Annotated in this window: 24 protein-coding genes and 1 tRNA gene; 13 read left to right on the plus strand and 12 right to left on the minus strand. The window is 70.7% G+C overall.

All coding sequences use genetic code 11. From position 1 onward, the window contains the following. Window positions 1–54: 54 nt before the first annotated feature. Complete coding sequence (locus ACZ619_RS36060; protein WP_469608256.1) at window positions 55–885, minus strand: helix-turn-helix domain-containing protein; 831 nt, start codon at window positions 883–885, stop codon at window positions 55–57. 49 nt (window positions 886–934) lie between these two features. Here ACZ619_RS36060 and ACZ619_RS36065 point away from each other — a divergent pair, with 49 nt between their 5' ends. Next, entirely contained in the window at window positions 935–1,360 is a 426-nt protein-coding gene (locus tag ACZ619_RS36065) for a DUF2000 family protein (protein ID WP_469608259.1), read from the plus strand. A gap of 80 nt (window positions 1,361–1,440) precedes the next feature. Here the strand turns inward: ACZ619_RS36065 and ACZ619_RS36070 are convergent, their stop codons facing one another. Next, entirely contained in the window at window positions 1,441–2,913 is a 1,473-nt protein-coding gene (locus ACZ619_RS36070) for an MDR family MFS transporter (RefSeq protein ID WP_469608260.1), read from the minus strand. A 165-nt stretch (window positions 2,914–3,078) separates the two neighbouring features. Between ACZ619_RS36070 and ACZ619_RS36075 the strand changes: the two genes are divergently transcribed. After that, entirely contained in the window at window positions 3,079–3,840 is a 762-nt protein-coding gene (locus tag ACZ619_RS36075) for a phosphoglyceromutase (protein WP_469608261.1), read from the plus strand. 62 nt (window positions 3,841–3,902) lie between these two features. On the opposite strand, the gene ACZ619_RS36080 is transcribed toward ACZ619_RS36075, so the two are convergent. Next, window positions 3,903–5,141 (minus strand): GTPase family protein, encoded by a 1,239-nt coding sequence (locus ACZ619_RS36080; protein ID WP_469608263.1) that lies wholly within the window; start codon window positions 5,139–5,141, stop codon window positions 3,903–3,905. 327 nt (window positions 5,142–5,468) lie between these two features. Continuing rightward, window positions 5,469–6,329, minus strand: a complete 861-nt coding sequence (locus tag ACZ619_RS36085; protein ID WP_469608265.1) for a hypothetical protein — start codon at window positions 6,327–6,329, stop codon at window positions 5,469–5,471. Between the two features lie 387 nt (window positions 6,330–6,716). Between ACZ619_RS36085 and ACZ619_RS36090 the strand changes: the two genes are divergently transcribed. Then, entirely contained in the window at window positions 6,717–7,757 is a 1,041-nt protein-coding gene (locus ACZ619_RS36090) for an alpha/beta fold hydrolase (protein WP_469608267.1), read from the plus strand. Between the two features lie 45 nt (window positions 7,758–7,802). Here the strand turns inward: ACZ619_RS36090 and ACZ619_RS36095 are convergent, their stop codons facing one another. The 3 genes from ACZ619_RS36095 to phoU form a co-directional block, all read right to left on the minus strand. After that, a complete protein-coding gene (locus ACZ619_RS36095; protein WP_469608269.1) occupies window positions 7,803–8,054 on the minus strand; it encodes an SCO4226 family nickel-binding protein in 252 nt (83 codons plus the stop codon). Between the two features lie 125 nt (window positions 8,055–8,179). Next, window positions 8,180–8,335: a hypothetical protein gene (locus ACZ619_RS36100; protein ID WP_167391710.1), complete on the minus strand. Its 156-nt coding sequence runs from the start codon at window positions 8,333–8,335 to the stop codon at window positions 8,180–8,182. A gap of 167 nt (window positions 8,336–8,502) precedes the next feature. Further along, on the minus strand, window positions 8,503–9,192 hold the full coding sequence (gene phoU / locus ACZ619_RS36105) for a phosphate signaling complex protein PhoU (RefSeq protein ID WP_469608272.1): 690 nt from the start codon (window positions 9,190–9,192) through the stop codon (window positions 8,503–8,505). 242 nt (window positions 9,193–9,434) lie between these two features. Between phoU and phoR the strand changes: the two genes are divergently transcribed. Together phoR and phoP are read left to right on the plus strand one after the other, a co-directional pair. Continuing rightward, on the plus strand, window positions 9,435–10,691 hold the full coding sequence (gene phoR / locus ACZ619_RS36110; RefSeq protein ID WP_469608274.1) for a two-component system sensor histidine kinase PhoR: 1,257 nt from the start codon (window positions 9,435–9,437) through the stop codon (window positions 10,689–10,691). A gap of 5 nt (window positions 10,692–10,696) precedes the next feature. Continuing rightward, on the plus strand, window positions 10,697–11,368 hold the full coding sequence (phoP, locus tag ACZ619_RS36115; protein ID WP_018568744.1) for a two-component system response regulator PhoP: 672 nt from the start codon (window positions 10,697–10,699) through the stop codon (window positions 11,366–11,368). A 213-nt stretch (window positions 11,369–11,581) separates the two neighbouring features. Here phoP and ACZ619_RS36120 read toward each other — a convergent pair whose 3' ends face one another. After that, window positions 11,582–12,250, minus strand: a complete 669-nt coding sequence (locus ACZ619_RS36120) for a copper chaperone PCu(A)C domain-containing protein (RefSeq protein WP_469608276.1) — start codon at window positions 12,248–12,250, stop codon at window positions 11,582–11,584. 625 nt (window positions 12,251–12,875) lie between these two features. Here ACZ619_RS36120 and ACZ619_RS36125 point away from each other — a divergent pair. From ACZ619_RS36125 to ACZ619_RS36150, 6 genes are all read left to right on the plus strand, one after another. Next, entirely contained in the window at window positions 12,876–13,358 is a 483-nt protein-coding gene (locus ACZ619_RS36125; RefSeq protein WP_003953493.1) for a CarD family transcriptional regulator, read from the plus strand. A gap of 331 nt (window positions 13,359–13,689) precedes the next feature. Beyond that, complete coding sequence (ispD, locus tag ACZ619_RS36130; RefSeq protein WP_469608278.1) at window positions 13,690–14,514, plus strand: 2-C-methyl-D-erythritol 4-phosphate cytidylyltransferase; 825 nt, start codon at window positions 13,690–13,692, stop codon at window positions 14,512–14,514. Beyond that, window positions 14,504–15,043 carry a 2-C-methyl-D-erythritol 2,4-cyclodiphosphate synthase gene (gene ispF, locus ACZ619_RS36135; RefSeq protein WP_469608279.1) on the plus strand — a complete coding sequence of 180 codons (540 nt, stop codon included), beginning with the start codon at window positions 14,504–14,506 and terminating at the stop codon, window positions 15,041–15,043. Before ispD ends, ispF begins: the two co-directional genes overlap by 11 nt. 116 nt (window positions 15,044–15,159) lie before the next feature. Next, window positions 15,160–16,557 (plus strand): cysteine--tRNA ligase, encoded by a 1,398-nt coding sequence (gene cysS, locus ACZ619_RS36140; protein ID WP_469608282.1) that lies wholly within the window; start codon window positions 15,160–15,162, stop codon window positions 16,555–16,557. A gap of 98 nt (window positions 16,558–16,655) precedes the next feature. Then, complete coding sequence (gene rlmB / locus ACZ619_RS36145; protein WP_469608284.1) at window positions 16,656–17,597, plus strand: 23S rRNA (guanosine(2251)-2'-O)-methyltransferase RlmB; 942 nt, start codon at window positions 16,656–16,658, stop codon at window positions 17,595–17,597. Between the two features lie 149 nt (window positions 17,598–17,746). Further along, window positions 17,747–19,423, plus strand: coding sequence for a DoxX family protein (locus ACZ619_RS36150; protein WP_469608287.1), 1,677 nt, complete (start codon window positions 17,747–17,749; stop codon window positions 19,421–19,423). A gap of 212 nt (window positions 19,424–19,635) precedes the next feature. On the opposite strand, the gene ACZ619_RS36155 is transcribed toward ACZ619_RS36150, so the two are convergent. The 3 genes from ACZ619_RS36155 to ACZ619_RS36165 form a co-directional block, all read right to left on the minus strand. Then, entirely contained in the window at window positions 19,636–20,367 is a 732-nt protein-coding gene (locus tag ACZ619_RS36155) for a nucleotidyltransferase family protein (RefSeq protein WP_469608289.1), read from the minus strand. Window positions 20,368–20,451: 84 nt separating this feature from the next. Next, window positions 20,452–20,913, minus strand: coding sequence for a hypothetical protein (locus ACZ619_RS36160; RefSeq protein ID WP_469608291.1), 462 nt, complete (start codon window positions 20,911–20,913; stop codon window positions 20,452–20,454). 227 nt (window positions 20,914–21,140) lie between these two features. Then, complete coding sequence (locus ACZ619_RS36165) at window positions 21,141–22,277, minus strand: ABC transporter ATP-binding protein (protein ID WP_469608293.1); 1,137 nt, start codon at window positions 22,275–22,277, stop codon at window positions 21,141–21,143. A 219-nt stretch (window positions 22,278–22,496) separates the two neighbouring features. Between ACZ619_RS36165 and ACZ619_RS36170 the strand changes: the two genes are divergently transcribed. Beyond that, window positions 22,497–22,570: transfer RNA gene (locus ACZ619_RS36170), tRNA-Thr, on the plus strand. Window positions 22,571–22,574: 4 nt separating this feature from the next. Here ACZ619_RS36170 and ACZ619_RS36175 read toward each other — a convergent pair. Continuing rightward, window positions 22,575–23,627 (minus strand): ArsR/SmtB family transcription factor, encoded by a 1,053-nt coding sequence (locus tag ACZ619_RS36175; RefSeq protein ID WP_469608295.1) that lies wholly within the window; start codon window positions 23,625–23,627, stop codon window positions 22,575–22,577. A 115-nt stretch (window positions 23,628–23,742) separates the two neighbouring features. Between ACZ619_RS36175 and ACZ619_RS36180 the strand changes: the two genes are divergently transcribed. After that, entirely contained in the window at window positions 23,743–24,276 is a 534-nt protein-coding gene (locus tag ACZ619_RS36180) for a peptidoglycan-binding domain-containing protein (protein ID WP_469608297.1), read from the plus strand. Window positions 24,277–24,361 lie beyond the last annotated feature (85 nt).

Below are 24,361 nucleotides of genomic sequence, written 5' to 3' on the forward strand. Positions count from 1 at the left end.
CCAGGGGCGGACCGGCTGCGGGGTGTGACCGGCCGTGGGTTGACCGGCTGTCGGTTAAAAGAGGGCGGGGCGGCTGTCGGCGCTGTTCCGGTAGCGGCCCGGGGTGACCCCCACCAGCTTCCTGAAGTGCCGGGTGAGATGGGCCTGGTCGTAGAAGCCGGTGGCGGCGGCCGTCTCGCCCGGCGGCACGCCGTCGAGCAGCAGTCCGCGGGCCCGGCCGACCCGGCGGGACATCAGGTACTGGTGCGGGGCGATGCCGTACGCACCGCTGAACGCCCGTACCAGATGGGCCGGATGGGCGTGCAGCAGCCGTGCCGCCTCCGCCAGGACGAGCCCCTCGGCGACCCGCTCGTCGAGGAGTTCGCGCAGGGTGCGGGCGAGCGCCGGGTCGGGCCGGCCGGGTACGTCCGTCACCGGGACCGGGCGCAGCAGACCGCGCAGCCGGTCGCCGATGAGGGTGAGCCTGCTCTCCGCCTCCAGCTCGTCGCCGGGCCGGGCCAGCGAGGCGTGCAGCTGTCCCACCCGCCGCCGCAGCACCGGGTCCCGCAGGTCGGGACCGTCTACGGCGGCGCCGATGAGGTCGTCGCCGAGGACGGTGGCGTCCAGGTAGACCACGCGCTTGCGGAAGCCGTCCGCCGTGGCCGGCGAGCCGTTGTGCGGGACGTGCGGCGGCAGCAGGGTCACGGTGTCGTCCGGTGTCCCGTGCTCGTGCCGGTCGAGGTCGTACCGCACGGCCCCGGCGTCCACGATGAGCAGCGTCCAGGCGTCGTGGACGTGCATCGGATACGCGTACTCGGTGAAGCGCGCGTGGAAGACCTCGGTGACGCCCGGTACACAGGGGCGCCAGGCGGTCACTTCCCGTGTCTCGTGCTGCCGGGCGGCCATGCAAAGAACGTACAAGACGCGGGTGTACGGCGGTCGGCACGCTCCTTCCATGAGTACTGAACCCCTCCGCTTCGACACGAAGATCGCCGTGCTGCTGCGCGCGGACCTGGAGCCCTGGCAGCGCCTCAACGTCACCGCGTTCCTGGTCAGCGGCCTGGGCGCGACGGTCCCCGAGGTGGTCGGGGAGCCGTACGAGGACGCCGACGGGGTGGCCTACCTGCCGATGTTCCGGCAGCCGGTACTGGTCTTCGAGGGTACGAAGGAGACCCTGAAGGCGGCGCACCAGCGGGCCCTGAGCCGTGCGCTGCCCCGGGCCGTGTTCACCGCGGACCTGTTCTCGACCGGCAACGACCGCGACAACCGGGCGGCGGTGCGGGCCGTGCCCACGGCTGACCTGGACCTGGTGGGGCTCTCGGTGTACGGGCCGCGCAACGGCGTGGACAAGGTGCTCAAGGGGGCCCGGATGCACCCGTGAGACGCGTCCGCCGTCCGCTCGGCCGACCGAAGGAATCACATCGCGCCGACCGGACGGGACCGCTCACCCGACCACGACCGTCAGGCCGGCGCCCCGGGGCCGGAGCGGGCGCCGGGGCCGGTGCCGCAGCCGGAAGCGGTCGAGGCGGCCGGGGTGACGGGGGCGGCCGAGGCGGTCGGGGAGGCCGAGGCGGCAGGGGTGGCCGGGGCGGCCGAGGCGGTCGGGGAGGCCGAGGCGGCAGGGGTGGCCGGGGCGGCCGAGGCGGCTGAGGCGGCTGAGTCGGCGACGGCGAGGGCGTCCCGCCCGGGGAGGGCGTCTCCCCCGGGGAGGGCGTCGGCGCCTCCCCCCGCCCCGTCTCCCAGTCGCCGCATGAGCAGGCCGTATCCGAGGGCGGCCCCCGTGCCCACGGCCGCGCACATGCCCCACAGCCACTCCGCCCCGAAGCGGTCGATGACGACACCGGACATCAGCGGCGCGATGAGCGCGGCGGCGGACCAGGAGAGCGTGTACATGCCCTGGTACCTGCCGCGCCCGTGCACCGGCGACAGCCGGACCACGAGCCCGGTCTGGATGGGCGCGTTGACGATCTCGGCGAGCGTCCACACGCACACGGTGAGCGCGAAGACCCCGACGGACCCGGCGAGCGCGGTGAGCCCGAACCCGTACCCGGCGAGGAGCGAGGAGACCACGAGCAGGGAGCGCGGGTCGCGGTGCTCGATGATCCGGGTGACCGGGATCTGGAGCACCACGATGAGCACGCCGTTGACGGCGATGGCCATGCCGTAGTCGGCGGGCGAGAACCCGGCCGCGCCCATCGCCACCGGCAGTCCGACGGACCCCTGCTGGAAGATCACGGCGACCAGGAAGGACAGGCCCACGACGGACATGTACCGCCCGTCGCGCAGCACGCTGCCGAGGCTGACCTCGCGCTCGCGGGTGATCTCCGTGGCGGTCCGCTCCGGCCGGGACTCGGGCAGCTTGACGAAGACGAACGCCGCGCAGGCGGCCGTCATGCCGGCCTCGATGAGGAAGCCGGCGCGGTAGCTGACCTCGGCGACGAAACCGGCGCCCATGGAGGAGACGGCGAAACCGAGGTTGATGGCCCAGTAGTTGAGCGAGAACGCCCGCACCCGGTCCTCGGGCCTCACGATGTCGGCCATCATCGCCTGCACGGCGGGGCGCGAGGCGTTGGAGGCGAGGCCGACGAGGAAGGCGACGGCGGCGATGGAGACGGGATCGCGTACGAACCCGAGCAGGGCGACTGCCCCGGCGGTGGCGCTCTGGGCGACGAGCAGCGTCGGCCGCCGTCCCAGCCGGTCGGCCATGACCCCGCCGCCCAGCGACGAGACGACCCCGCCCAGCCCGTGCAGCGAGGCGACGAGTCCGGCGTAGGAGGCGCTGTAGCCCCGGTCCAGGGTCAGGTAGAGGGCCATGTAGGTGGCGACGAAGGAGCCCAGCCGGTTGACGAGGGTGCTGGTCCACAGCCACCAGAACTCGCGGGGCAGACCGGAGACGGACTCCCGGACGGCGCGTCGCAGGGCGGCGGGCGACATGGTTCCCCCAGGGCAGGAAGTAAGCGGTGGACAGGCAACGTGGACCTTACGATTTGGCTGCTCGACTGAGCCACTCAATTAACAGATGCAGTCAACTGTCCGCCCCGTGGGACGCCCTCAGGGCGCCCGCCCCCTGCCCCGAATACGTCGATTACGCTCTGACCCATGGCCGACGCACCGTACAAGCTGATCCTCCTCCGCCACGGCGAGAGCGAATGGAACGCGAAGAACCTGTTCACCGGCTGGGTGGACGTCAACCTCAACGAGAAGGGCGAGAAGGAGGCGGTCCGCGGCGGTGAGCTCCTGAAGGACGCCGACCTGCTCCCGGACGTGGTCCACACGTCCCTCCAGAAGCGCGCGATCCGCACGGCGCAGCTCTCCCTGGAGGCCGCCGACCGCCACTGGATCCCGGTCCACCGCAGCTGGCGCCTGAACGAGCGCCACTACGGCGCCCTCCAGGGCAAGGACAAGGCGGCGACGCTGGCCGAGTTCGGCGAGGAGCAGTTCATGCTCTGGCGCCGCTCGTACGACACCCCGCCGCCGCCGCTCCCGGACGACTCCGAGTTCTCCCAGGCCTCGGACGCGCGCTACTCCTCCATCCCGCCGGAGCTGCGCCCCCGCACGGAGTGCCTGAAGGACGTCGTCGACCGGATGCTCCCGTACTGGTACGACGGCATCGTCCCCGACCTCCTGACCGGCCGCACGGTCCTGGTCGCGGCCCACGGCAACAGCCTCCGCGCCCTCGTCAAGCACCTCGACGGCATCTCCGACGCCGACATCGCCGGCCTCAACATCCCGACCGGCATCCCCCTCTACTACGAACTCGACGCCGACTTCACCCCGACCACCCCCGGCGGCCGCTACCTCGACCCCGAAGCGGCAGCCGCCGCCATCGAGGCAGTCAAGAACCAGGGCAAGAAGAAGTAGTTCCTGCGGTTACGCCCCCGGTCTGCGCGCACGGCGTGGTTCGGGGGCGTTTTCGTGGTTGCTCAAGCACCGGATTCGAAGCGCTTTTTCGCGGCGCTCAGCGGCTGCTTGTCGATGAAGTAGGTCACGGCTGCTTCGCCGATCGCTTTTGTTCCGGCCGCGGCGATGGCTCCGGAAGCTGCGTTACCTGCTCCCGGTACCAGTTTCACCACCGCTCTGGCCATCTCTCGAAATCCCAGTCCGGCACCGATATTGACCCCGAGTCCCGTCAGTAGTTGTCGAGCCGAGGACAGGGAGATGTCGTGGCCGGCGATGTAGGCGATCACGATGATCATCAGCACCTGAAGTCCGGTGATGAATGGGAAGTCGGCGAAAGGGATCGGCTGTAGACCGATGATTCCGCTGGCCCCTGCCACGGTTGTCACGACCGTCCGGGCGGCCCGCTTCTGTACGACCCGGAACTGGGCCAGCCGTACAAAACTCAGCTGGGTCTCATCGGGCAGAATCTCTTGCATTCTCAGTGCCAGCGTGTCGATGTTCCAGCGGTAGTCTCGGCGGGGATTGACCTCTGAGCCCATGAAAAACACCAGTGCCGATGTGGGAACCACGGCGCAGGATACGTACTGCGAAAGATATTCGCTCTCCTTGAGGTGGCGGGTCAGGATCTGGGAGGCCTCCCTCACGTTGGCGGCCTTTTCCGCGTCCTCGCTGTCGTGCGGTGGAAACCGTACATCCGCGGGGTGCAGTGCGTCGCAGTGGGTGAGGACAGGGATGATCCGCACGGCTGTCTCGTGAACGCGCAGGGCCTCGCGGTGAACGAGTTCCAGTGCGGACAAGTCGCCGGCGATCGCCGCATCGACCTCTGTCGCCTTGACGAGGAACAGGATGACGTCCGGGCACTTGGTCCGGATGGCGGCCAGGAGTGATTCCTCCGCGGTCTTCTCCGGATCCTCCTCGACCGGCGTGGACCCTTCCTGAACGCCGCGTGTGTCCAGGATCTCGATCTGCCGACCGGAGATGTCGCATATTTCCCATCTCGCTTTTCCGGTCTGCGCCTTGACCGCTCCTGTCTCACGCACCGGGGAGCTGAACAGGGCGTTCGTCAACTGCGACTTTCCGGCTCCACGGCGGCCCACCATCATCACCCGGGGGTGACGTCTGTCTTCGAGCATGGCCAGCAAGTGGGAGATTTCCGTCCGCACGGCGACGCCGACGGCATCGGGTAATCGGTCCAGGATCGTGGTCAACTTGCCCAGCGCCTGGTCGAGACTGCGGAGTTCGTCGTCGGCGTTTATGTTCATGTGCACTTCCATGTGGGCTGTGGACTGTGGGATTCGGTGAACCGATGTTCGGTGCCGGTATGTCGATTTCCGGATCGCGACGATACCGATGGCCCGGTCTGATTGTCAGCGGCGCGTTCGGTGACATCGCGCGCCCCCAGGCGCGCGCCCCCGCGGGCGATCGCGACAACTCGAAATTCCTTCTTTTGCGCCCATGCGACGAGTTGCCCGATCGAGGGTCGCCGTTGTCGGTGAAGGCATGCCCGGGGCTGGGGCGCCCCTGGGCATGCCTTGAGCCCCTCGCCCGTGGTTGCTCTGTGGGGGAGGGGCTCGTTGGGGGCTGGTGGGTCAGTTGGTGCAGTTGGGGACGGGGATGTCGCTGCCGGTGCAGTTGGTGGGCTGGTTGCCGTTGACCCGGGAGGAGATCAGGACGACGCTGCCGCCGGCGTTCAGGACGCCGCCGGGAGCGTTGGCGGCCCAGTTGTTGTTGACGTTGCTGGACTGGATGGTCGTCGTGCCGCCGCCGAAGTTGGCGACGCCCCCGGCCCGGCCCGCGTTGTTCTCGTTGACGTTGGAGTCGAGGATGCGCAGGGTTCCGTCGTTCGCCGCGCCGCCTCCGTTGACGCCCGCCGTGTTGCCGATGACGCGGCTCCTGGAGATGGTCATCGTTCCGTCGTTGGCGACACCGCCGCCGTTGATGTTGGCGGTGTTGTTCATGATGCCGGTGCCCGTGATCTGGGTGGTGCTGTTGGAGCCGCCGCCGATTCCGCCCGAGAAGTTGGCGTGGTTGCCGCGGATGGCGCTGTTGATCACGGTCAGCGTGCCGTGGTTGGCGATGCCGCCGCCGAAGTCCGGCGCGTCGCCGTTGGTGATCGTGACGTCCGTGATCCTCAGGTTGCCGGTCGTGCTGACGGACAGGATGCCGAAGGAGGTCGTGGCCACGCGGGTGATGGTGGCGTGCCGGGCGTCGATCGAGATCGTGCGGTCGATGGACGGCAGCGCTGTGGTGAGTCTGTACGTGCAGCCGGGCGCCAGGACCAGGCTGCCGCCCCCCGCGGTGTTGGCGGCGGTGATGGCGGCGGACAGCGCACCCGCACTGCACGGGACGTCGGTCTGCGCCGCGGCGGGCGTGGCAGAGGCGACGACCGTCGCGAGGGCGGCGGCGCACATGGCCTGGGCGACGAGCGCGGAAGACTTACGGCTGAACATGGCTGGGTGGCTCCTTCGGAAGTCCCGGATCCGCAGAGTGCTCCCGGCACCGAAGGCGCGGCGCCGTGTCTGGGGGGAAGTGGTGGTGAGATTCCCTCGCCGACGGGTGACCGGTGGGGGGAGGGAAGGCCGGCCGCTCGGACGGGGGAGCCGTTTCCGTCCGACGGCCGACAGGAGGCAGGGGGCGGCTCGGCCGGATGGCCGGATGGCCGGATGGCCGGATGGCCGGATGGCCGGTGGGCGGTCGGTGGGCGGTCGGTCTCGCGGGCGGTCTCGGTGTTGCTTGCCGAATCGGCAAAACGGCTCGGTCCTCGGGAGCGGGGCTTCGCATCATCGGTGGCAGTGGGGCGATGGCGGACCGGCGGTTCCGGAGGAGGCTGAGGGGTTATGGCGGCGCAGCATCGGGTCGTGTGCGCGGGCGGCGGGCGGGTTCATCTGGTCGAGGAGGGGAGCGGGCCGCTCGTGCTGCTGGTGCACGGGTTCCCCGAGGGGTGGTACTCGTGGCGGCGTCAGCTGCCCGCGCTCGCCGCGGCCGGGTACCGGGCCGTCGCCGTCGACGTGCGCGGGTACGGGCGGTCGTCCGGGCCTGCCGCGCCGGAGGCGTACCGGATGGTCGAGCTCGTAGAGGACAACGTCTCCGTCGTGCGGGCGCTGGGGGAGGAGTCCGCGGTCGTCGTCGGGCACGACTGGGGTGCGGCCATCGCCGCGAACTCCGCGCTGCTGCGGCCGGAGGTGTTCCGGGCCGTGGGGCTGCTGAGCGTTCCGTACAGTCCGCGGGGCGGGCCCCGGCCGAGCGACGTCCTCGCCGGGATGGCGGGCGCGGGCGGGGAGGAGGAGTTCTACGTCTCCTACTTCCAGGAGCCGGGGCGGGCCGAGGCCGAGATCGAGCCCGATGTACGAGGCTGGCTCGCGGGCTTCTTCACCGCGCTGTCCGGGGACACCAAGCCCGCGGCCGACCCCGAGTCCGTGGCCGACCCCGAGTCCGTGGCCGACCCCGACCCCGGGGCCGTCGGCGCTTCAGACCCTTACTTCGTGAGCAGGGGAGGAGCGCTGCGGGACCGGTTCCCCGGCGGTCCGCTGCCCGCCTGGCTCGACGAGGCGGATCTCGACGTGTACGCGGCGGAGTTCGAACGCACCGGGCTGACCGGGGCGCTCAACCGGTACCGGAACATGGACCGCGACTGGGAGGACCTCGCCGCGTACGACGGCGCCCCCGTCACCCAGCCCTCCCTGTTCGCCGGCGGCAGCCTCGACGCCTCCACGACCTGGCTCGCCGACGCCATCGAGGCGTTCCCGGTCACCCTCCCCGGCCTCGTCTCCTCCCACCTCCTCGACGGCTGCGGGCACTGGATCCAGCAGGAGCGCCCGGACGACGTCAACCGGCTCCTGATCGACTGGCTCGACGGTCTGCCCGGTCTGCCCGGTTAGTCCGGCGGCCCGGATCAGGGTTCAGGTTCAGGAACCAGGTCCGGGTCACCAGACCGACAGCGGTATGGGATGGATCTCGTCCGGCGGGTGACCCGCGCGTTCGTGGACGCGGCGGACCGCGTCGGCCGAGGGCGCGTCGGAGAGGCAGTAGACCTCGCCGGAGGCCGGGTCGGCCCAGGCGCGTTCGAAGTGGACGCCCTCGGCCTTCTCGTTGGCGAGGTCGGCCTCGTGCGCCTCCTTCAGCTGCTCGGCGGTGAGGCCCTGCATCCCGTGGTGGATGTCCATGAACTGGGGCATGACGGCAACCTCCTGTGTCTCCCCCTGCGCCCTCACTCCATGCTGCGCCCGTCCGCGTCGCGCCGCGCGTGCGAAGGGCCCCCGACCGGAGTCGAGGGCCCTCGGGCGTACTCAGAGGTGGTCGCTCAGCCGCACTGGCAGGGGCTGCCCGACTGGCAGCCGCAGCCGCAGCCCGAGCCGCACCCGCACGCGCCGATGACCAGGAGGTTCTTGATCTCGGCGGGCTGGTCGGTTTCGCGCTCTTGCGTGGGGTCGGGCGTGGTGCTGGGGGATTCGGCCATGGATCCCTCCCGGAGGTCCCTAGGTGCCCTGAGAACAGGGCGTGGTGCCCTGGAAGCAGGGCGTGGTGCCTTTGCCCATTCCATGCCCGTTTCACCGGGCGCATCAACGGCGCACAGTGGCGCTCGCGCGCCCGACCCGCACTCCGCGAGCCCCGACCGACCAGGAGCTACGCCCCCTCGGCGCCCGTCACTGGCTGGATGTCGGGCTGGAGCTCGTCCGCGTGCTCGCCCGTGACCAGGAAGACGACGCGCTTGGCGACGGCGACCGCGTGGTCGGCGTACCGCTCGTAGTAGCGGCCGAGCAGGGTCACGTCGACGGCGGTCTCGATGCCGTGCTGCCAGCGGTCGTCCAGCAGGTGCTGGAAGAGGGTGCGGTGCAGCAGGTCCATCTCGTCGTCGTCCTGCTCCAGCTGCATCGCGAGGTCGACGTCCTTGGTGACGATGACCTCGGCGGCCTTGGCCATCAGCCGCTGGGCGAGCTGGCCCATCTCCAGGATGGTCGCCTCCAGGTCGCGCGGGATCACGCGGTCCGGGAAGCGGAGCCGGGCCTGCTTCGCCACGTGCTGGGCGAGGTCGCCGGAGCGCTCCAGGTCGGCGGACATCCGCAGCGAGGTGACGACGATCCGCAGGTCGGTGGCGACCGGCTGCTGGCGGGCGAGCAGGGCTATGGCCCGCGCCTCCAGGTCGTGGTGGAGCTCGTCGACCTTCTTGTCGTTCTCGATGACGCTCTCGGCAAGCTTCAGGTCGCCGTCGAGGATCGCCGTCGTGGCGCGCCCGATCGCCGAGCCGACCAGCCGGGCCATGTCGACAAGGCTGTCGCCGATCGAGTCGAGTTCCTCGTGGTACGCGTCCCGCATCAGGGTTCCCTCTCGTACGTGTGTTTAAGGCGCTTCGGGGGTTTCGGGGCCTTCCGGGGTCGGGGCCCGTGGCCGAAACCAGCGCTTCGAACCCCACGCTCCCACGTTCGGGTCTCAACGCGACCGTTTCTGCCTCCCCAAATGAACCAATACTGGCTCCAAGGTGAACTCTGGGCGACGAGTGTTCGAGCTGACACCTCGACGACTGTGGGGATGTCGTACCCCCTGCTTAACCTGTTTGCATGGACGTGAACGCGGCGGTCGCCGCAGCGGCAGCGATCGCCGGGGTACTCACCGGTGTCATCGCCATGCTGGCGTTCCGCTGGAGCGAACGCGACCAGAAGCGACCGACCAGGACTTCTCTGCACACCGATCCCGTGCTGCCCCCGGGCGTGGACACCGTACTGAGCGTGCTGCGCTCCTCCGCGGTCGTCCTCGACGAGGCCGACGCCGTCGTCAAGGCGAGCTCGGCCGCGTACGCCCTCGGACTCGTGCGCGGAGGCAAGCTCGCCGTCGAGCCGATGCTCGGGATGGCCCGGGACACCCGGCGCGACGGCGAGATACGCCAGGTCGAGCTGGACCTGCCACGGCGCGGCACCGGACGCGGTGAGGCCCTCGCGGTCTCCGCCCGGGTGGCGCCCCTGGGTTCCCGGCTCGTGCTGCTGCTCGTCGAGGACCTCACCGAGGCCCGCCGCATCGAGGCGGTCCGACGTGATTTCGTGGCGAACGTGAGCCATGAGCTCAAGACCCCGGTCGGCGCACTCTCCCTCCTCTCCGAGGCCGTCATGGACGCCTCGGACGATCCGGAGGCCGTGCAGCGCTTCGCCGGTCGCATGCAGATCGAGGCCACGCGCCTGACCAACCTGGTCCAGGAGCTGATCGACCTGTCGAGAGTGCAGAACGACGATCCGCTGGAGGACGCCGAGCCCGTCCGGGTGGACGAACTCGTCGCCGAGGCGATCGACCGGTGCCGCCACCAGGCCGGTACCAAGCAGATCACCATGGCCGCCGGCGGCACCGCCGACCTGCACGTCTGGGGCAACCGCGGCCAGCTGGCCGCCGCCCTCGGCAACCTGGTCGAGAACGCCGTCAACTACTCCCCGGCCCGCACCCGGGTCGGGATAGCCGCCCGCCGGGTCAGCGCGCCCGGCGGCGACATGATCGAACTCGCCGTGACCGACCAGGGCATCGGCATCACCGACAAGGACAAGGAGCGCATCTTCGAGCGCTTCTACCGCGTCGACCCGGCCCGTTCCCGGGCCACCGGTGGCACCGGTCTCGGCCTCGCCATCGTCAAGCACGTGGCCGCCTCGCACGGCGGGGAGGTCACGGTGTGGAGCGCCGAGAACCAGGGCTCCACGTTCACCCTCAGGCTGCCGGAGGCGGGCGCGGTACGCGACCGCGCGTCGCAGCACCCCGACCCCGACCTCGACGACGAGGCCGGTGCCACCGAGTCATCCCCGTACGAACCGCTTCCCGCCCCGGAGGTCCTTCCGTGACCCGAGTGCTTGTCGTCGAGGACGAGGAGTCCTTCTCCGACGCCCTGTCGTACATGCTCCGCAAGGAGGGCTTCGAGGTCGCTGTGGCGGCCACGGGCCCCGACGGACTCGACGAGTTCGAGCGCAACGGCGCCGACCTCGTCCTCCTCGACCTGATGCTGCCGGGGCTGCCCGGCACCGAGGTCTGCCGCCAGCTGCGCGGCCGCTCCAACGTGCCCGTCATCATGGTGACGGCCAAGGACAGCGAGATCGACAAGGTCGTCGGTCTCGAAATAGGAGCCGACGACTACGTCACCAAGCCCTTCTCCTCCCGTGAGCTGGTGGCCCGCATCCGCGCGGTGCTCCGCCGCCGGGGCGAGCCGGAGGAGGTCACCCCGGCCGCGCTGGAGGCCGGCCCGGTCCGCATGGACGTCGACCGCCACGTGGTCACCGTCTCCGGCTCCAAGGTCGACCTCCCCCTCAAGGAGTTCGACCTCCTGGAGATGCTGCTGCGCAACGCGGGCCGCGTCCTCACCCGCATGCAGCTCATCGACCGGGTCTGGGGCGCCGACTACGTCGGTGACACCAAGACCCTCGACGTGCACGTCAAGCGCCTCCGCGCGAAGATCGAGCCGGACCCGGGCGCCCCGCGCTACCTGGTCACGGTCCGCGGCCTCGGCTACAAGTTCGAGCCGTAGACCACCCCCCCGGCCACCCCTCGCCGCGCACCCCTCCGAACCCCTCGCCGCCAACGGCCGACTTGCGGCTTGCGGCGCGGTTGACCGGTGTGCGAGGCGGGTGTGCGGTGACCGGTGTGCGGCGTCGGCGTCGGTGTCGGTGTCGGTCGTCGTACGACGAAGGGCGGCCCCCCTCGGGGGAGCCGCCCTTCGCGTGTCCGTGCCGGTGACCGGTCAGCCCGCGTTCGTCGATTCCGAGGCCGAGTCGGTCGGGGTGGCCGAGGCGGACTCGGAGGTCTTGTTCTTGCCCGTCTTGGCGCTCTCGCTCGCCGTGGCGCCCGCGGCCGGGGAACCGGTGGCCGACTCGGAGGCAGAGGCGGCGGCGGTCGGGACCGAGCTCGGGCCCCAGCCCGTGAAGTAGCTCTCGGCCGGGACGACGAACGCGCGCAGGCTCACGTCACCGGTCTTGCTGAAGGTGAACGTGATCTTCTGGGCGTTGCCGTCCTGGATCGCCTCACGGCTGCTGCCGAGCACGGCGGACGCGTTGCCCGTGCCGCCGAGGATCAGCCGGCCGCCGGCCTGGATGGTCAGCGGCTGCGACTTGGTGGCGTGCAGCTCGGCCGTCTTGTTGGTGCCGGCGACGACGATCGACTGGAGCGTCTCGGGCGTGGTGCCGGTGTTGAAGATCGTCGCGGAGACGACGGCCGGGCCGGTCGACGTGAGGTCGGGCTGAGTGATCACGGTCGCGTTCTGGACCTTGATGGCACCGACGCTCGTCTCCGCGTTGTCCGGCGTGACCTCCAGCGTCTGGGAGGAGTTGCCGGCACCGCACGCGGCGAGCGAGGCGATGGAGAAGACGATGGCGGAGGCGGCGAGGGCGCCGCGTCGAAGGCTGCTGCTCACGGCGGCGGCTACTCCTTGAACGCACGGGCGTCTCCCTATAAAGCCGCCCTAAGTGTCTGTCAGCGGCCTTAGGTTACCGAGCCGTTCCCGCGCAGCCGCACCCGACCCTCCCCAAGCCACTCGCTTCCCTCCGGCAGCGGGTACCTCGGAGGCCCACAAGTGACTCTTCGGTCACTTTGCGGCGGCGCTCGTCGGGCATTCGGATAACTCGCTCGCAACGCCGCGCGCAAAATTTCCGTGAAGGAATGCGCGAGCGCCGGGGAACCGCCGGGAAATGGATCACGTACCGCTCGGTCGGATGGCTGTGATCAATTCCGGAAACGTCTCGGATCCGCTCTCGGATCCGGCCCCGGCAGCCGAACGGAGTAGCGGAAGCCGTACGCTTGGAAGCGGACATTTGGGGACGTTCGTCCACTTGGGAGACCATCCGGATGCGTGTAACGTGCGCGTTTCACCTCGCCCGGAGAGCCGCTCCGACCTGCGAATACCTGCTTCCGGACGGCCCGCGAAGCACGTTCCTGTCGCTGTTGTCAAGCCCTGAGATATGCCCTGACCTGCGAAAACGCCATTCAGAACCGTCGGTTTCCGTGTTACCCTGGATAGCCACGGAAGGGGTACCTGTCACATGACGTTCAAGGTTGGCGACACCGTGGTCTATCCCCATCACGGGGCCGCGCTGATCGAGGCCATCGAAACTCGCCAGATCAAAGGCGTGGACAAGACCTACTTGGTGCTGAAGGTCGCCCAGGGTGACCTGACGGTACGTGTGCCAGCGGACAATGCGGAGTTCGTCGGCGTGCGTGATGTGGTCGGTCAGGACGGGCTGGACCGGGTCTTCGAGGTGCTGCGCGCACCGTACGCCGAGGAGCCCACGAACTGGTCCCGTCGTTACAAGGCAAACCTGGAGAAGCTCGCCTCCGGCGATGTCATCAAGGTCGCGGAAGTCGTGCGTGACCTGTGGCGTCGTGAGCGCGAGCGCGGACTCTCCGCCGGAGAGAAGCGCATGCTCGCCAAGGCCCGCCAGATCCTGGTGAGCGAGCTCGCCCTCGCGGAGAACACGAACGAGGACAAGGCCGAGGCCCTGCTCGACGAGGTCCTCGCGTCCTGACGCGGAACAGTCGCCTACCCACGCAGCACAGCAGTCACACGCAGCACGACTAGGCGCAGCACAACACCGATACTCCGCACATCGAATGCCGCGGTGCCCGATGACACAGCAACTGTCGCCGGGCGCTGCGGCATGTTCGTACCCGCAACCACGCGTACCCGGCACTCACGCGTACCCCGCACGCACCTCGGCGGAAACCCCCGATACTAGGCGTGCCGGGCCCGGGCTGCTGGCTCGACCAGTGTCACGGAAGGGTCCGGTCAAGGCGTCGCGCCCGGCACTTCCCAGGCCATACCCACGCCAGGCCCGCACACAAACCTGACAGGAACCGATGTCTGACGATTCGCGTCCTTCGCGGACGGAACCGAGTCCGGAACCAGGTACGCAAGCACGTACGGCACCGGGTACCGCACCGGTTACCGCACCGCGGACCGCGCCCCGCACGGCGGTCGTGATCCCCGCCGCCGGCCGGGGCGTACGGCTCGGTCCGGGCGCCCCCAAGGCGCTGCGCGCGCTGAACGGAACGCCCATGCTGATCCACGCGGTGCGCGCCATGGCCGCCTCCCGCGCGGTCTCCCTGGTCGTCGTCGTGGCCCCGCCCGACGGCTCCGCCGAGGTCAGGTCCCTCCTCGACGCGCACGCCCTTCCCGAGCGCACCGACTTCGTCGTCGTCCCGGGCGGCGACTCCCGCCAGGAGTCCGTCCGGCTGGGCCTGGACGCGCTGCCCCCGGACTACGACATCGTCCTGGTCCACGACGCCGCCCGGCCCCTGGTCCCCGTCGACACCGTCGACGCCGTGATCCAGGCGGTCCGCGAGGGCGCCCCGGGCGTGGTTCCGGCCCTCCCGCTCGCCGACACGGTCAAGGAGGTCGAGCCGGCCGCCGTGCCCGGCGACCCCGAGCCGGTCCTGTCCACCCCGGAGCGCGCCCGGCTGCGCGCCGTGCAGACCCCCCAGGGGTTCGACCGTACGACCCTGGTCCGCGCCCACGGGACGGTGACCGACAACGTCACCGACGACGCCAGCATGGTCGAGCAGCTCGGCGAGCGGGTCGTGGTCGTCCCCGGCCACGAGGAGGCCTTCAAGGTGACCCGCCCCCTCGACCTGGTCCTCGCCGAGGCGGTCCTGGCCCGAAGGAGGCTCAACGATGGCTTCTGAGCAGTCCCTGCCCCAGGCGGAGCAGCAGTCACCGCCTCCGGTGGAGCGGCCCCCGCTCCCGCGGGTCGGCGTCGGCACGGACATCCACGCCTTCGAGGAGGGCCGCGAGCTGTGGTGCGCCGGCCTGAAGTGGGACGGCGAGGGGCCGGGCCTGGCCGGCCACTCCGACGCGGACGTCGTCGCCCACGCGGCCTGCAACGCGCTGTTCTCGGCCGCCGGGCTGGGCGACCTCGGGCAGCACTTCGGCACGGGGCGGCCCCAGTGGTCGGGCGCGTCCGGGGTGACCCTGCTGACGGAGGCGGCCCGTATCGTCCGCGACGCCGGATTCCTGATCGGGAACATCGCCGTACAGGTCGTGGGACCGCGCCCGAAGATCGGCAAGCGGCGGGAGGAGGCGGAGAAGGTCCTTTCGGATGCCGCCGGTGCCCCGGTTTCCGTCTCCGGCGCGACGACGGACGGACTGGGCTTCCCCGGCAGAGGGGAAGGGCTCATGGCGGTGGCGACGGCACTGGTCGTCAAAACGTCCTGAGCGGATTCCCGTGGGGGCGCGGGGAACCACGCGACCGGCTCGCGCGCACCCGCCCCCGGCAACGGTGCTTCACATCCGGTGCCGCACACCTCCGTCGGCCCACTACCCTAGGTCCCGTGACGATTCGCCTGTACGACACCAACGCCCGGCAGATCCGTGACTTCGCCCCGCTCGCGCCGGGCTGCGTCTCGATCTACCTCTGTGGTGCCACCGTGCAGGCGGCACCGCACATCGGCCACATCCGGTCCGGCCTGAACTTCGACATCATGCGCCGCTGGTTCGAGTACCGCGGCTACGACGTGACGTTCATCCGGAACGTCACGGACATCGACGACAAGATCATCGCCAAGTCCGCCGACCAGGGCCGCCCCTGGTGGTCGATCGGCTACGAGAACGAGCGCGCGTTCAACGACGGCTACAGCGCGCTCGGCTGCCTCCCGCCGACGTACGAGCCCCGCGCGACCGGGCACGTACCGGAGATGATCGAGATGATGCGCGGGCTGATCGAGCGCGGTCACGCCTACGAGGCCGACGGCAACGTCTACTTCGACGTGCGCTCCTACCCGGACTACCTCCAGCTCTCCAACCAGGAGCTGGACAACCTCCGCCAGCCCGAGGGCGAGGGCGAGACCGGGAAGCGGGACCAGCGCGACTTCGCGCTCTGGAAGGCCGTCAAGCCGGGCGAGCCGAGCTGGGAGACGCCGTGGGGCCGCGGCCGTCCCGGCTGGCACCTGGAGTGCTCGGCGATGGCCCACAAGTACCTCGGCGAGGCCTTCGACATCCACGGCGGCGGCCTCGACCTGATCTTCCCGCACCACGAGAACGAGATCGCCCAGGCCAAGGGGTTCGGCGACGACTTCGCCCGGTACTGGGTGCACAACGCCTGGGTCACCATGAGCGGCGAGAAGATGTCGAAGTCCCTCGGGAACTCGGTCCTCGTCTCCGAGATGGTCAGGCAGTGGCGCCCGATCGTGCTCCGCTACTACCTGGGCACCCCGCACTACCGCTCGATGATCGAGTACAGCGAGGAGTCGCTGCGCGAGGCCGAGTCGGCGTTCGCGCGGATCGAGGGCTTCGCGCAGCGCGTGGTGGAGCTGGCCGGGGGCACCGTCGAGCCCTCGCCCGAGGTCCCGCCGGCCTTCGCCGAGGCGATGGACGACGACCTGGGCGTCCCGCAGGCGCTGGCCGTCGTGCACACCACCGTCCGGCAGGGCAACAGCGCCCTCGCGGCCGACGACAAGGAAGCCGCGGTGGCCCGCCTCGCCGAGGTCCGCGCCATGCTCGGCGTCCTCGGCCTGGACCCGCTCGCCCCGCACTGGGCCGGCGATGCCGAGAAGGGCGAGGACCTGCACGGCGTGGTCGACAGCCTGGTCCGGCTCGTCCTCGACCAGCGCGAGGCCGCCCGGGCCCGCAAGGACTGGACGACCGCCGACGCCATCCGCGACCAGCTGAACCAGTCCGGTCTCGCGATCGAGGACAGCCCCTCGGGCCCGCGCTGGACCATCAAGGCCTAGCCGCCCCGGATCAGAAGATCAATTGTGCCGCCCGGCTCCCCGGGCGGCACACTGCATAAGACGCACGTACGAAACGACGCTCACGGAGACGGGTAACCATGGCAGCCAACAACCGCCGCATGTCCGGCAAGAAGGGCGCGCAGGTCGGCAGTGGCGGCCAGCGGCGCCGGGGCCTGGAGGGCAAGGGCCCGACCCCGCCCGCCGAGATGCGCAAGGGACACAAGAAGAACCGCATCGCCACCGCCAAGGCCAAGCAGACCCAGCGCCGTCCGGTGGTGCGCGGCCGGGGCGGCAAGGGCACGTCCGAGATGGTCGTCGGCCGCAACCCGGTGGTCGAGGCGCTGCGCGAGGGCGTGCCGGCCTCGACCCTCTACGTCCAGCAGTTCATCGACAACGACGAGCGCGTCCGCGAGGCCCTCCAGCTCGCCGCCGAGCGCGGCGGCATCCACCTCATGGAGGCCCCGCGCCCCGAGCTGGACCGTATGACGAACGGGCTCAACCACCAGGGCCTGGTCCTCCAGGTCCCGCCGTACGAGTACGCGCACCCCGAGGACCTGGCCCAAGCGGCCTACGACGAGGGCGAGGACCCGCTGATCGTCGCCCTGGACGGGGTCACCGACCCGCGCAACCTGGGCGCCGTCGTCCGCTCCGTCTCCGCCTTCGGCGGTCACGGCGTGGTCGTGCCCGAGCGTCGCGCGGCCGGCATGACCGCCGGTGCCTGGAAGACGTCGGCCGGTACGGCGGCCCGTACGCCCGTCGCCCGCGCCACGAACCTGACCCGGGCCCTGGAGGCGTACAAGAAGGCCGGGATCGTGATCGTCGGCCTCGCCGCCGACGGCGAGCACGAGATCGGTGACCTGGAGGCGCTCGGCGGGCCCGTCGTCATCGTCGTCGGCAGCGAGGGCAAGGGCCTGTCCCGGCTGGTCGGCGAGACCTGCGACTTCCGCGTCCGCATCCCGATGCCGGGCGGCGCCGAGTCCCTCAACGCGGGTGTGGCGGCGGGCGTCGTGCTCTACGAGGCGGCACGGCAGCGGGACTGAGGCTGTACGAGGCGGCGCGCCGACCGGGGTGAACAACCGTCCGTAACCTCACCTGTGCGGGGTAATTCCGGCGTCCTGGACATCTTTGACGGGGTCCGGACACATCCGGCCGGTCAAAGCAGTGTCCTAACTCCACGTCACTCGGTTAGATGAGTGTGGACACCAGAACACCCCGCACACCCACGGGGGGCCGCTCGTCGGGATTCAGCTCCGGATTCGCCTCCGGGCTCGACGACGCTCCCGCGCTGAGCATGGTGAAGGTGCCGAGCGATCCGGCGCAGGTCATCGTCAACCACGCGAGTTTCCGCGTGCAGCTGGCCGCGTCGACGCGGCGTGGCCAGTCCTCCCGGCTCGCACGGCATTCGAGCGCCGCCGAGGACGCCGCGCGCATCCCGGCCGCGGGCCGCCGCCGGCCGGTCGTCTGGAGCGGCAGGTCCGCGCCCGACGACACCGGCGCGCACCGGCTGCTCCAGGCGGTCCGGGGCGGTGTCGTCCGGCACGCCGAGGAACCCGGCGAGCCGGCCGGGGCGACCCAGGTCATCCCGCGCGTCGGCGACGGCTACGGCGACTTCGACCAGACCGTCGAGACGCCGGTCCTCGGCCACCCGCGCGACCCCGCCTCGGGCGAGACCCGGCTCCTGCCGCACACGCGGCCGGTCGGCGGCGCGTACGACGAGCCGGACTACGGCGACCCGTCCTACGACGGTCCGTCCCACGACGGCACCGGCTACGACGACGACCGGTACGAGGACGACCGGTACGAGGAGTACGAGGGGCGGGCGTCGGCCCGGCGCGACGGCGACCCGGCCCGGCACGCCTACTACCCCGGCCGCCGGATGAACCTCGGTGTGGTGCTCCTCCCGCTCCGGATCTTCCTCGGCTTCATCTCCTGCTACGCCGGCATGGGCAAGCTGTGCGACCCCGTCTACTTCGACGGCGGCAAGCGCGGCTCCATGGTCACCTGGCTCAACACGCTGCACCCCTGGGAGGTGGCCGAGCCGCTGCGCCAGTTCGCCCTCCAGCACCCGGTCGGCTCGGGCCTGGTCATCGCCTTCTTCCAGGTGATCGTCGGTGTCCTGACCATCCTCGGCTGCTGGCAGCGGGTGGCCGCGGTCGTCGGCGCGCTGCTCTCCGCCGCGCTCATCGTCACCGTCAGCTGGAAGACCGTCCCCGCGTACGACGCGCCCGACATCATCTACCTCGCCGCCTGGTCCCCGCTGATCATCGCCGGCGCCCCCGTCTACTCCGTCGACGGCCGCCTCGCGGGCAGTGCCTGGCGGCGGCTGGGCCCGCACTCCGACATCTGGGACCTGCGCCTCTTCGTGCTCCGCCGCGGCGCCCTGATCACGGCCGTCACCATCGGCCTGACCCTGCTCATCGGCTCGCTGCTGGGCGGCGCGGTCCGCGACTCCAGCCGCGTGGTCGTCCCCGGCCCCGGCGAGGCCCCGCGCAACAACCTCCCCGGCGCCCCGCTCCCCGGTGAGCCGACCGAGCGCCGGCAGCAGCAGACGCCGTCCGCCTCCGCGCCGCCCTCCGGGGGTGCCTCGGCGAGCCCCTCGCGCGCCGCGACCACCCCGGGCGCGACCCGCAGCACGGACACCACCACCACGACCCCGAGCCAGACCCAGGGCACCACGGGCCAGGCCCCGCCCCGGCACACGGCTCCCGCGCCGACGACGGCGGGCCCGACCTCGGGCGGCACCGCCACCGGCGGCACGTCCTCGACGGGCGGTACGGGCACCGGCGCCGGCACGGGCAGCAGCAGCACCGGCGGCAGCTCCACCTCCTCCGGGCAGCCGGGCCTGGTGGGCGGCCTGCTGGGCTAGCCGAGCGGAGACAGACCGGAAGCCCCGTACCACGAGAGGTACGGGGCTTCCGGACGTATACAAGGCCCGCCCCGACGAACGTCCGGCACCACCCGGCGGCTTACGGGCTCAGCGGCCTACGGGGTCGGCGGCTTATGGGCTCGGCGGCCTATGGGCTCAGCGGCCCACGGGGTCGGCGGCCTACGGGCCCAGCGGCTTACGGCCCCCTCGGCCTACCGGCCCAGCGTCGCCAGTTCCTTCGCCGCCTCCGTCAGGTCCTTCGCCGTGTCGATCGCCCGCCAGTAGGCGCCCTGCGGGATCGGGAACCCGGCCAGCCGCCGGCTGCGCGCCAGGTGCGGGAACGTGGTCCGCTCGTGGTCGCCCCGCTCCGGGAGCAGATCGGCGAACTCGGGGGAGAAGACGTACACACCGGCGTTGATCTCGAACGTCGACGGCGGTGCCTCGATGAAGTCGGTGATGTGGCCGAAGCCGTCCGTCTTCACCGCGCCCCAGGGAATCCGCGGCCGCGCGAGCGCCAGCGTCGCCACCGCGTCCCGCTCGGTGTGGAAGTCGGCCATGTCACGCAGCGAGAACCGCGTCCAGATGTCGCCGTTCGTGGCGTACCAGGGCAGCCCGGGGCGAGGCAGGCGCGCGGCCGCGTACTTGAGGCCGCCGCCGCGGCCGAGCGGCTCGTGCTCCACCACCGTGGTGACGGAGAGCGGCAGGTCCGCCGTCGCCAGCCACTTCTGCAGGACGTCGGCGAGATGGCCGCAGGAGACCACCACGTCCGTGACGCCCTCCTCGGCGAGCCAGGTCAACTGGTGGCCGATGATGGGCGTGCCCGTACCGGGGATCTCGACCATCGGCTTGGGCCGGTCGTCGGTGTACGGGCGCAGCCGTGAGCCCTGGCCACCGGCCAGGACCACGGCTTGAGTGGGGCGCAGCGCGTCGCTCGGATGGGTCATGCCCGAACTGTACGTCGCGCCCCGGCGGCGGTTTCCTGCCGCCGGGAGGTCCTTAAGGACCTGTTACCCGCTTACCACCCGCGTTCAGCTGTGTGCCGCGAGCACGCCCGAGGCGAACGAGGTGTCGCAGACCGGGCGGGCGTAGGACTGGGCGCGTGAGGCGCCGTAGATGCGCACCGCGGCGCGGCCCAGGGCGCGGGCGATGGACGTGCAGTGCTCGGCGAGCGACGGGTGGCCGTTGACCGCCTGCTGGAGGTGGGTGAGGACCTGGCCCGGGTTGTGGTCCTGGAGCTCGGTCATCAGCTGTTCGCGCAGCACGTCCTGCGGGGCCTTGGCCGCGGCCTTCGTGGAGACGTGCGCGTCGGTCACGTCGGTCGCGGTGAGCACCGAGCTCCGCGGGCTTCCCGTCCAGTTCACGCGGGTGACGGCGAGGGTCCCGGAGAGCACCAGGACGACGGGCAGGACGAAGGCGAGCGTGCGGCCGATCCGGCGGGCGGGACCGCCCCGGTGGTCGCGTCGCGTCTGTGGGGTGGTGGAGTGCTTCACGCGTGTGAGGGTAGCGTGCGGTAATGATTTGGCGACATTTAGTCACCGGTTCGGGGGATGGGGAAGTGCCGTTTTTCGGGTACGGCGTTGACGGACACTGCTCGAAAACCACCCGTTCGCCGGGATGGATCGGAGCAACGGAAAGGGCCCCGCAGCAGGCTGCGGGGCCCTTTCCGTCAATCGGGGCAAGTTCACCCTGGCCGGAGGTTTCTCCGGTTGATGGTGACTCAGTCGGAGAGGCGCTCGCCCGTGGAGGTCGAGAACACGTGGGTCTCGCCCGGCCGCGGCACGACGTGCAGCGTGGCGCCCTTGTCCGGGACCGCGCGGCCGCTGACGCGGACGACCAGGTCCTTGAGGTCGTCGCCGACCTTGGCGCTGCCGTAGACGTAGCCGTCGGCGCCGAGCTCCTCGACGACGTTCACGGAGACCGCGAGACCGGCCGGGGCGTCCTCGCTGTCCTTGGAGAGCGCGGAGGCGGCCTCGCCGTTGTGCTCGACGACGTCGAAGTGCTCGGGGCGGACGCCGACGGTCACCGTGCGGTCGCCCTTGTCCGCGGCGGCCTTGAGCGCCTCGCGGTTGACCGGGACGACGCTGTTGCCGAACTTCACGCCGCCGTCGGTGATCGGGACCTCGACCAGGTTCATGGCGGGGGAGCCGATGAAGCCGGCGACGAAGAGGTTGGCCGGGCGGTCGTACATGTTGCGCGGCGAGTCGACCTGCTGGAGCAGACCGTCCTTGAGGACCGCGACGCGGTCGCCCATCGTCATGGCCTCGACCTGGTCGTGGGTGACGTAGACGGTGGTGATGCCGAGACGGCGCTGGAGCGACGCGATCTGCGTACGGGTGGAGACGCGGAGCTTGGCGTCCAGGTTGGACAGCGGCTCGTCCATGAGGAAGACCTGCGGCTCACGCACGATGGCACGGCCCATCGCGACACGCTGGCGCTGACCGCCGGAGAGCGCCTTCGGCTTGCGGTCCAGGTAGTCGGTGAGGTCGAGGATCTTCGCGGCCTCCTCGACCTTCTGCCGGATCTCCGCCTTGTTGACGCCGGCGATCTTGAGCGCGAAGCCCATGTTGTCGGCGACGGTCATGTGCGGGTAGAGCGCGTAGTTCTGGAACACCATGGCGATGTCCCGGTCCTTGGGCGGCAGGTGCGTGACGTCGCGGTCGCCGATGCGGATGGCGCCGCCGTTGACGTCCTCCAGGCCCGCGAGCATCCGGAGCGAGGTGGACTTGCCGCAACCCGACGGGCCGACGAGGACGAGGAACTCGCCGTCCTCGATCGCGATGTCGAGGCCGTCTACGGCGGGCTTGGTGGAGCCCGGGTAGATCCGGGTCGCCTTGTCGAACGTGACAGTGGCCATGGCTCAGAGGCCCCCTTCTACCGGCAGGAACGTGCCGGACGATCCGTTGTAGGAAGGTGGTGGTGTAGTCCACGGGAGTGAACTGGTTCTGGACGGTACCTGGCGTTCACCCTGTATGTCAGTACCTGGAGGCCTGTGAACTTCGCGGAAATTTTCGACGGGCCCCATCGGCGACGTGGGTACACTGCACAGGCACATCGGCGCCGAGCGCCCGTGCAGGCCTCCTTAGCTCAGCTGGCCAGAGCAACGCACTTGTAATGCGTAGGTCGTCGGTTCGAATCCGACAGGGGGCTCTTGTCAGGTCCGGGAGATCGGCTGGGGTGTCGCCGGTTCCGGTTCCGGTCCCGGTGCCGTCCGGCGCAGGAGTGCCGCGCCCAGTGGGGTCAGGGTGTGCAGGACCGTCTGGCCCACCTGGCGGCTGGTCGTCAGGCCGGAGTCGCGGAGCACCGAGGTGTGGCGGCTGGCGGCGGAGAGCGAGATGCCCGCCACCCGTCCGACCTCCCCGGTGGTCAGGCCGTCGGCGATGCTCCGCAGGACCCGCGCCCGGGTGCTCCCCAGCAGCGCGTCCAGCGGCATCCGTTCCCTGGGGAGCGCTTCCTCGGAGACCCGCGGGCAGTTGAGCGGGTACGAGATCACGGGAGGCAGGTCGGCGTCGGCGAGGGCGACCGGTGTGCCCCACGAGAAGTACGTCGGCACCAGCCTGATCCCGCGGCCCCGCAGATGCAGGTCGCGGTCGGTCCGGTAGTCCACTTCGAGGACCGGTCTGTGCCAGCGCATCCGGGGCCCCAGGCTCGACAGCATGCCCTCGACCCCGCGGGCCAGCACCGCGCGGGCGAGAAGACCGCGGTGCGCGGCGATCGCGCCGGCCATGTGCTCCGTGAACGGGGCGACGGCCACCTCGTGGTACCGGCGCATCAGCTCGGTCAACTCCCGCCGCTCGGGCCCCTGTTCCAGCTTCGCCGTCCAGGACGGCACCGGCGAGACGCGGTCGAGGAGCCGTAACTCGGCGCGCAGGTCGCGCCGCGGCATCCGGAGGATGCCGTCGAGGGCCGCGTCCAGCCCGCCCTCGGACTCCGGCGGTGTCAGGAAGTCGGGCAGATAGGGGCCCAGCGGGTAGAGGGCGAACAGCACACCGCGCACGGCCCTCGTCAGCCCGGCGGCGCTCAGGTTGGCGCGTATCGTCCGGTGCCAGTCGCCGAACTGGCTGCGCCCGTGGCGTGATTGCAGCCGGTGGAGGGTGGAGAGCGCTTCCCACATCGGGTCCGGTTCGGTGGCGACCCGGACGCGCGCCAGGTCCACCTCGGTGAAATGAATGCGGAGCACCTTGTTCCCCCCAGATGAGCTGCTCATTTGCACAGAGGCGCAAGAGTGTGTCCCCTGCTACAGGTGCATGCCAAGGTTTCGCCAGGCCAAGTGGCTTTTTGGCCGGATCCGATGCTCCACCGTCCGAGCAGGAGGAAAGCGCATGCCCTCGAAGAGATTCAAGGTTGCTGCCAGCACCATCGGCGCCCTCACGGCCACGGTGCTCGCCATCAGCGCCACCCCCGCTTCCGCGAGCGGCACGTACAGCGGCCTGGCCTACGTGTACGGCGGCGGCGTCTTCACCGACGACTGGAACAACGAGGGAATCGTCGACACCACCCACAACGCGTCCTCCAACGCGACCTGCCTGTGGCAGAAGATCCTGTGGGCCGACGGCGAACTCGCGGCCTCCGGCATCGACGGCGTCTTCGGGAGCGGCACCAAGTCCGCGACCGAGGACTGGCAGACCAAGTTCAGCGTGTCGCCGGTCGACGGCTCCGCGGGCGAGAAGACCTGGACCGCGGCGGGCAAGTGGCTGGAGAACTCCAGCTTCACGACGAGCGGTGAAACCGTCGCCTACTACATCGGCACCTCCCACGTGCTCGACATCTCACGTGACAGCGACGGCTACTACCACTTCACCGACGGCGACGGCGACGGCCGGATCGCCGGGTACGACTACCGGACCTGCAGCTAGGTGCTGCCGGCGGACCGGGACACCTGAACCGTCCCGGTCCGGTCCGCGGCCCGCGGGCGTCGCTGGAGGGGCCGACGGCCTTCCA

Source organism: Streptomyces sp. NPDC104367 (assembly GCF_055583825.1).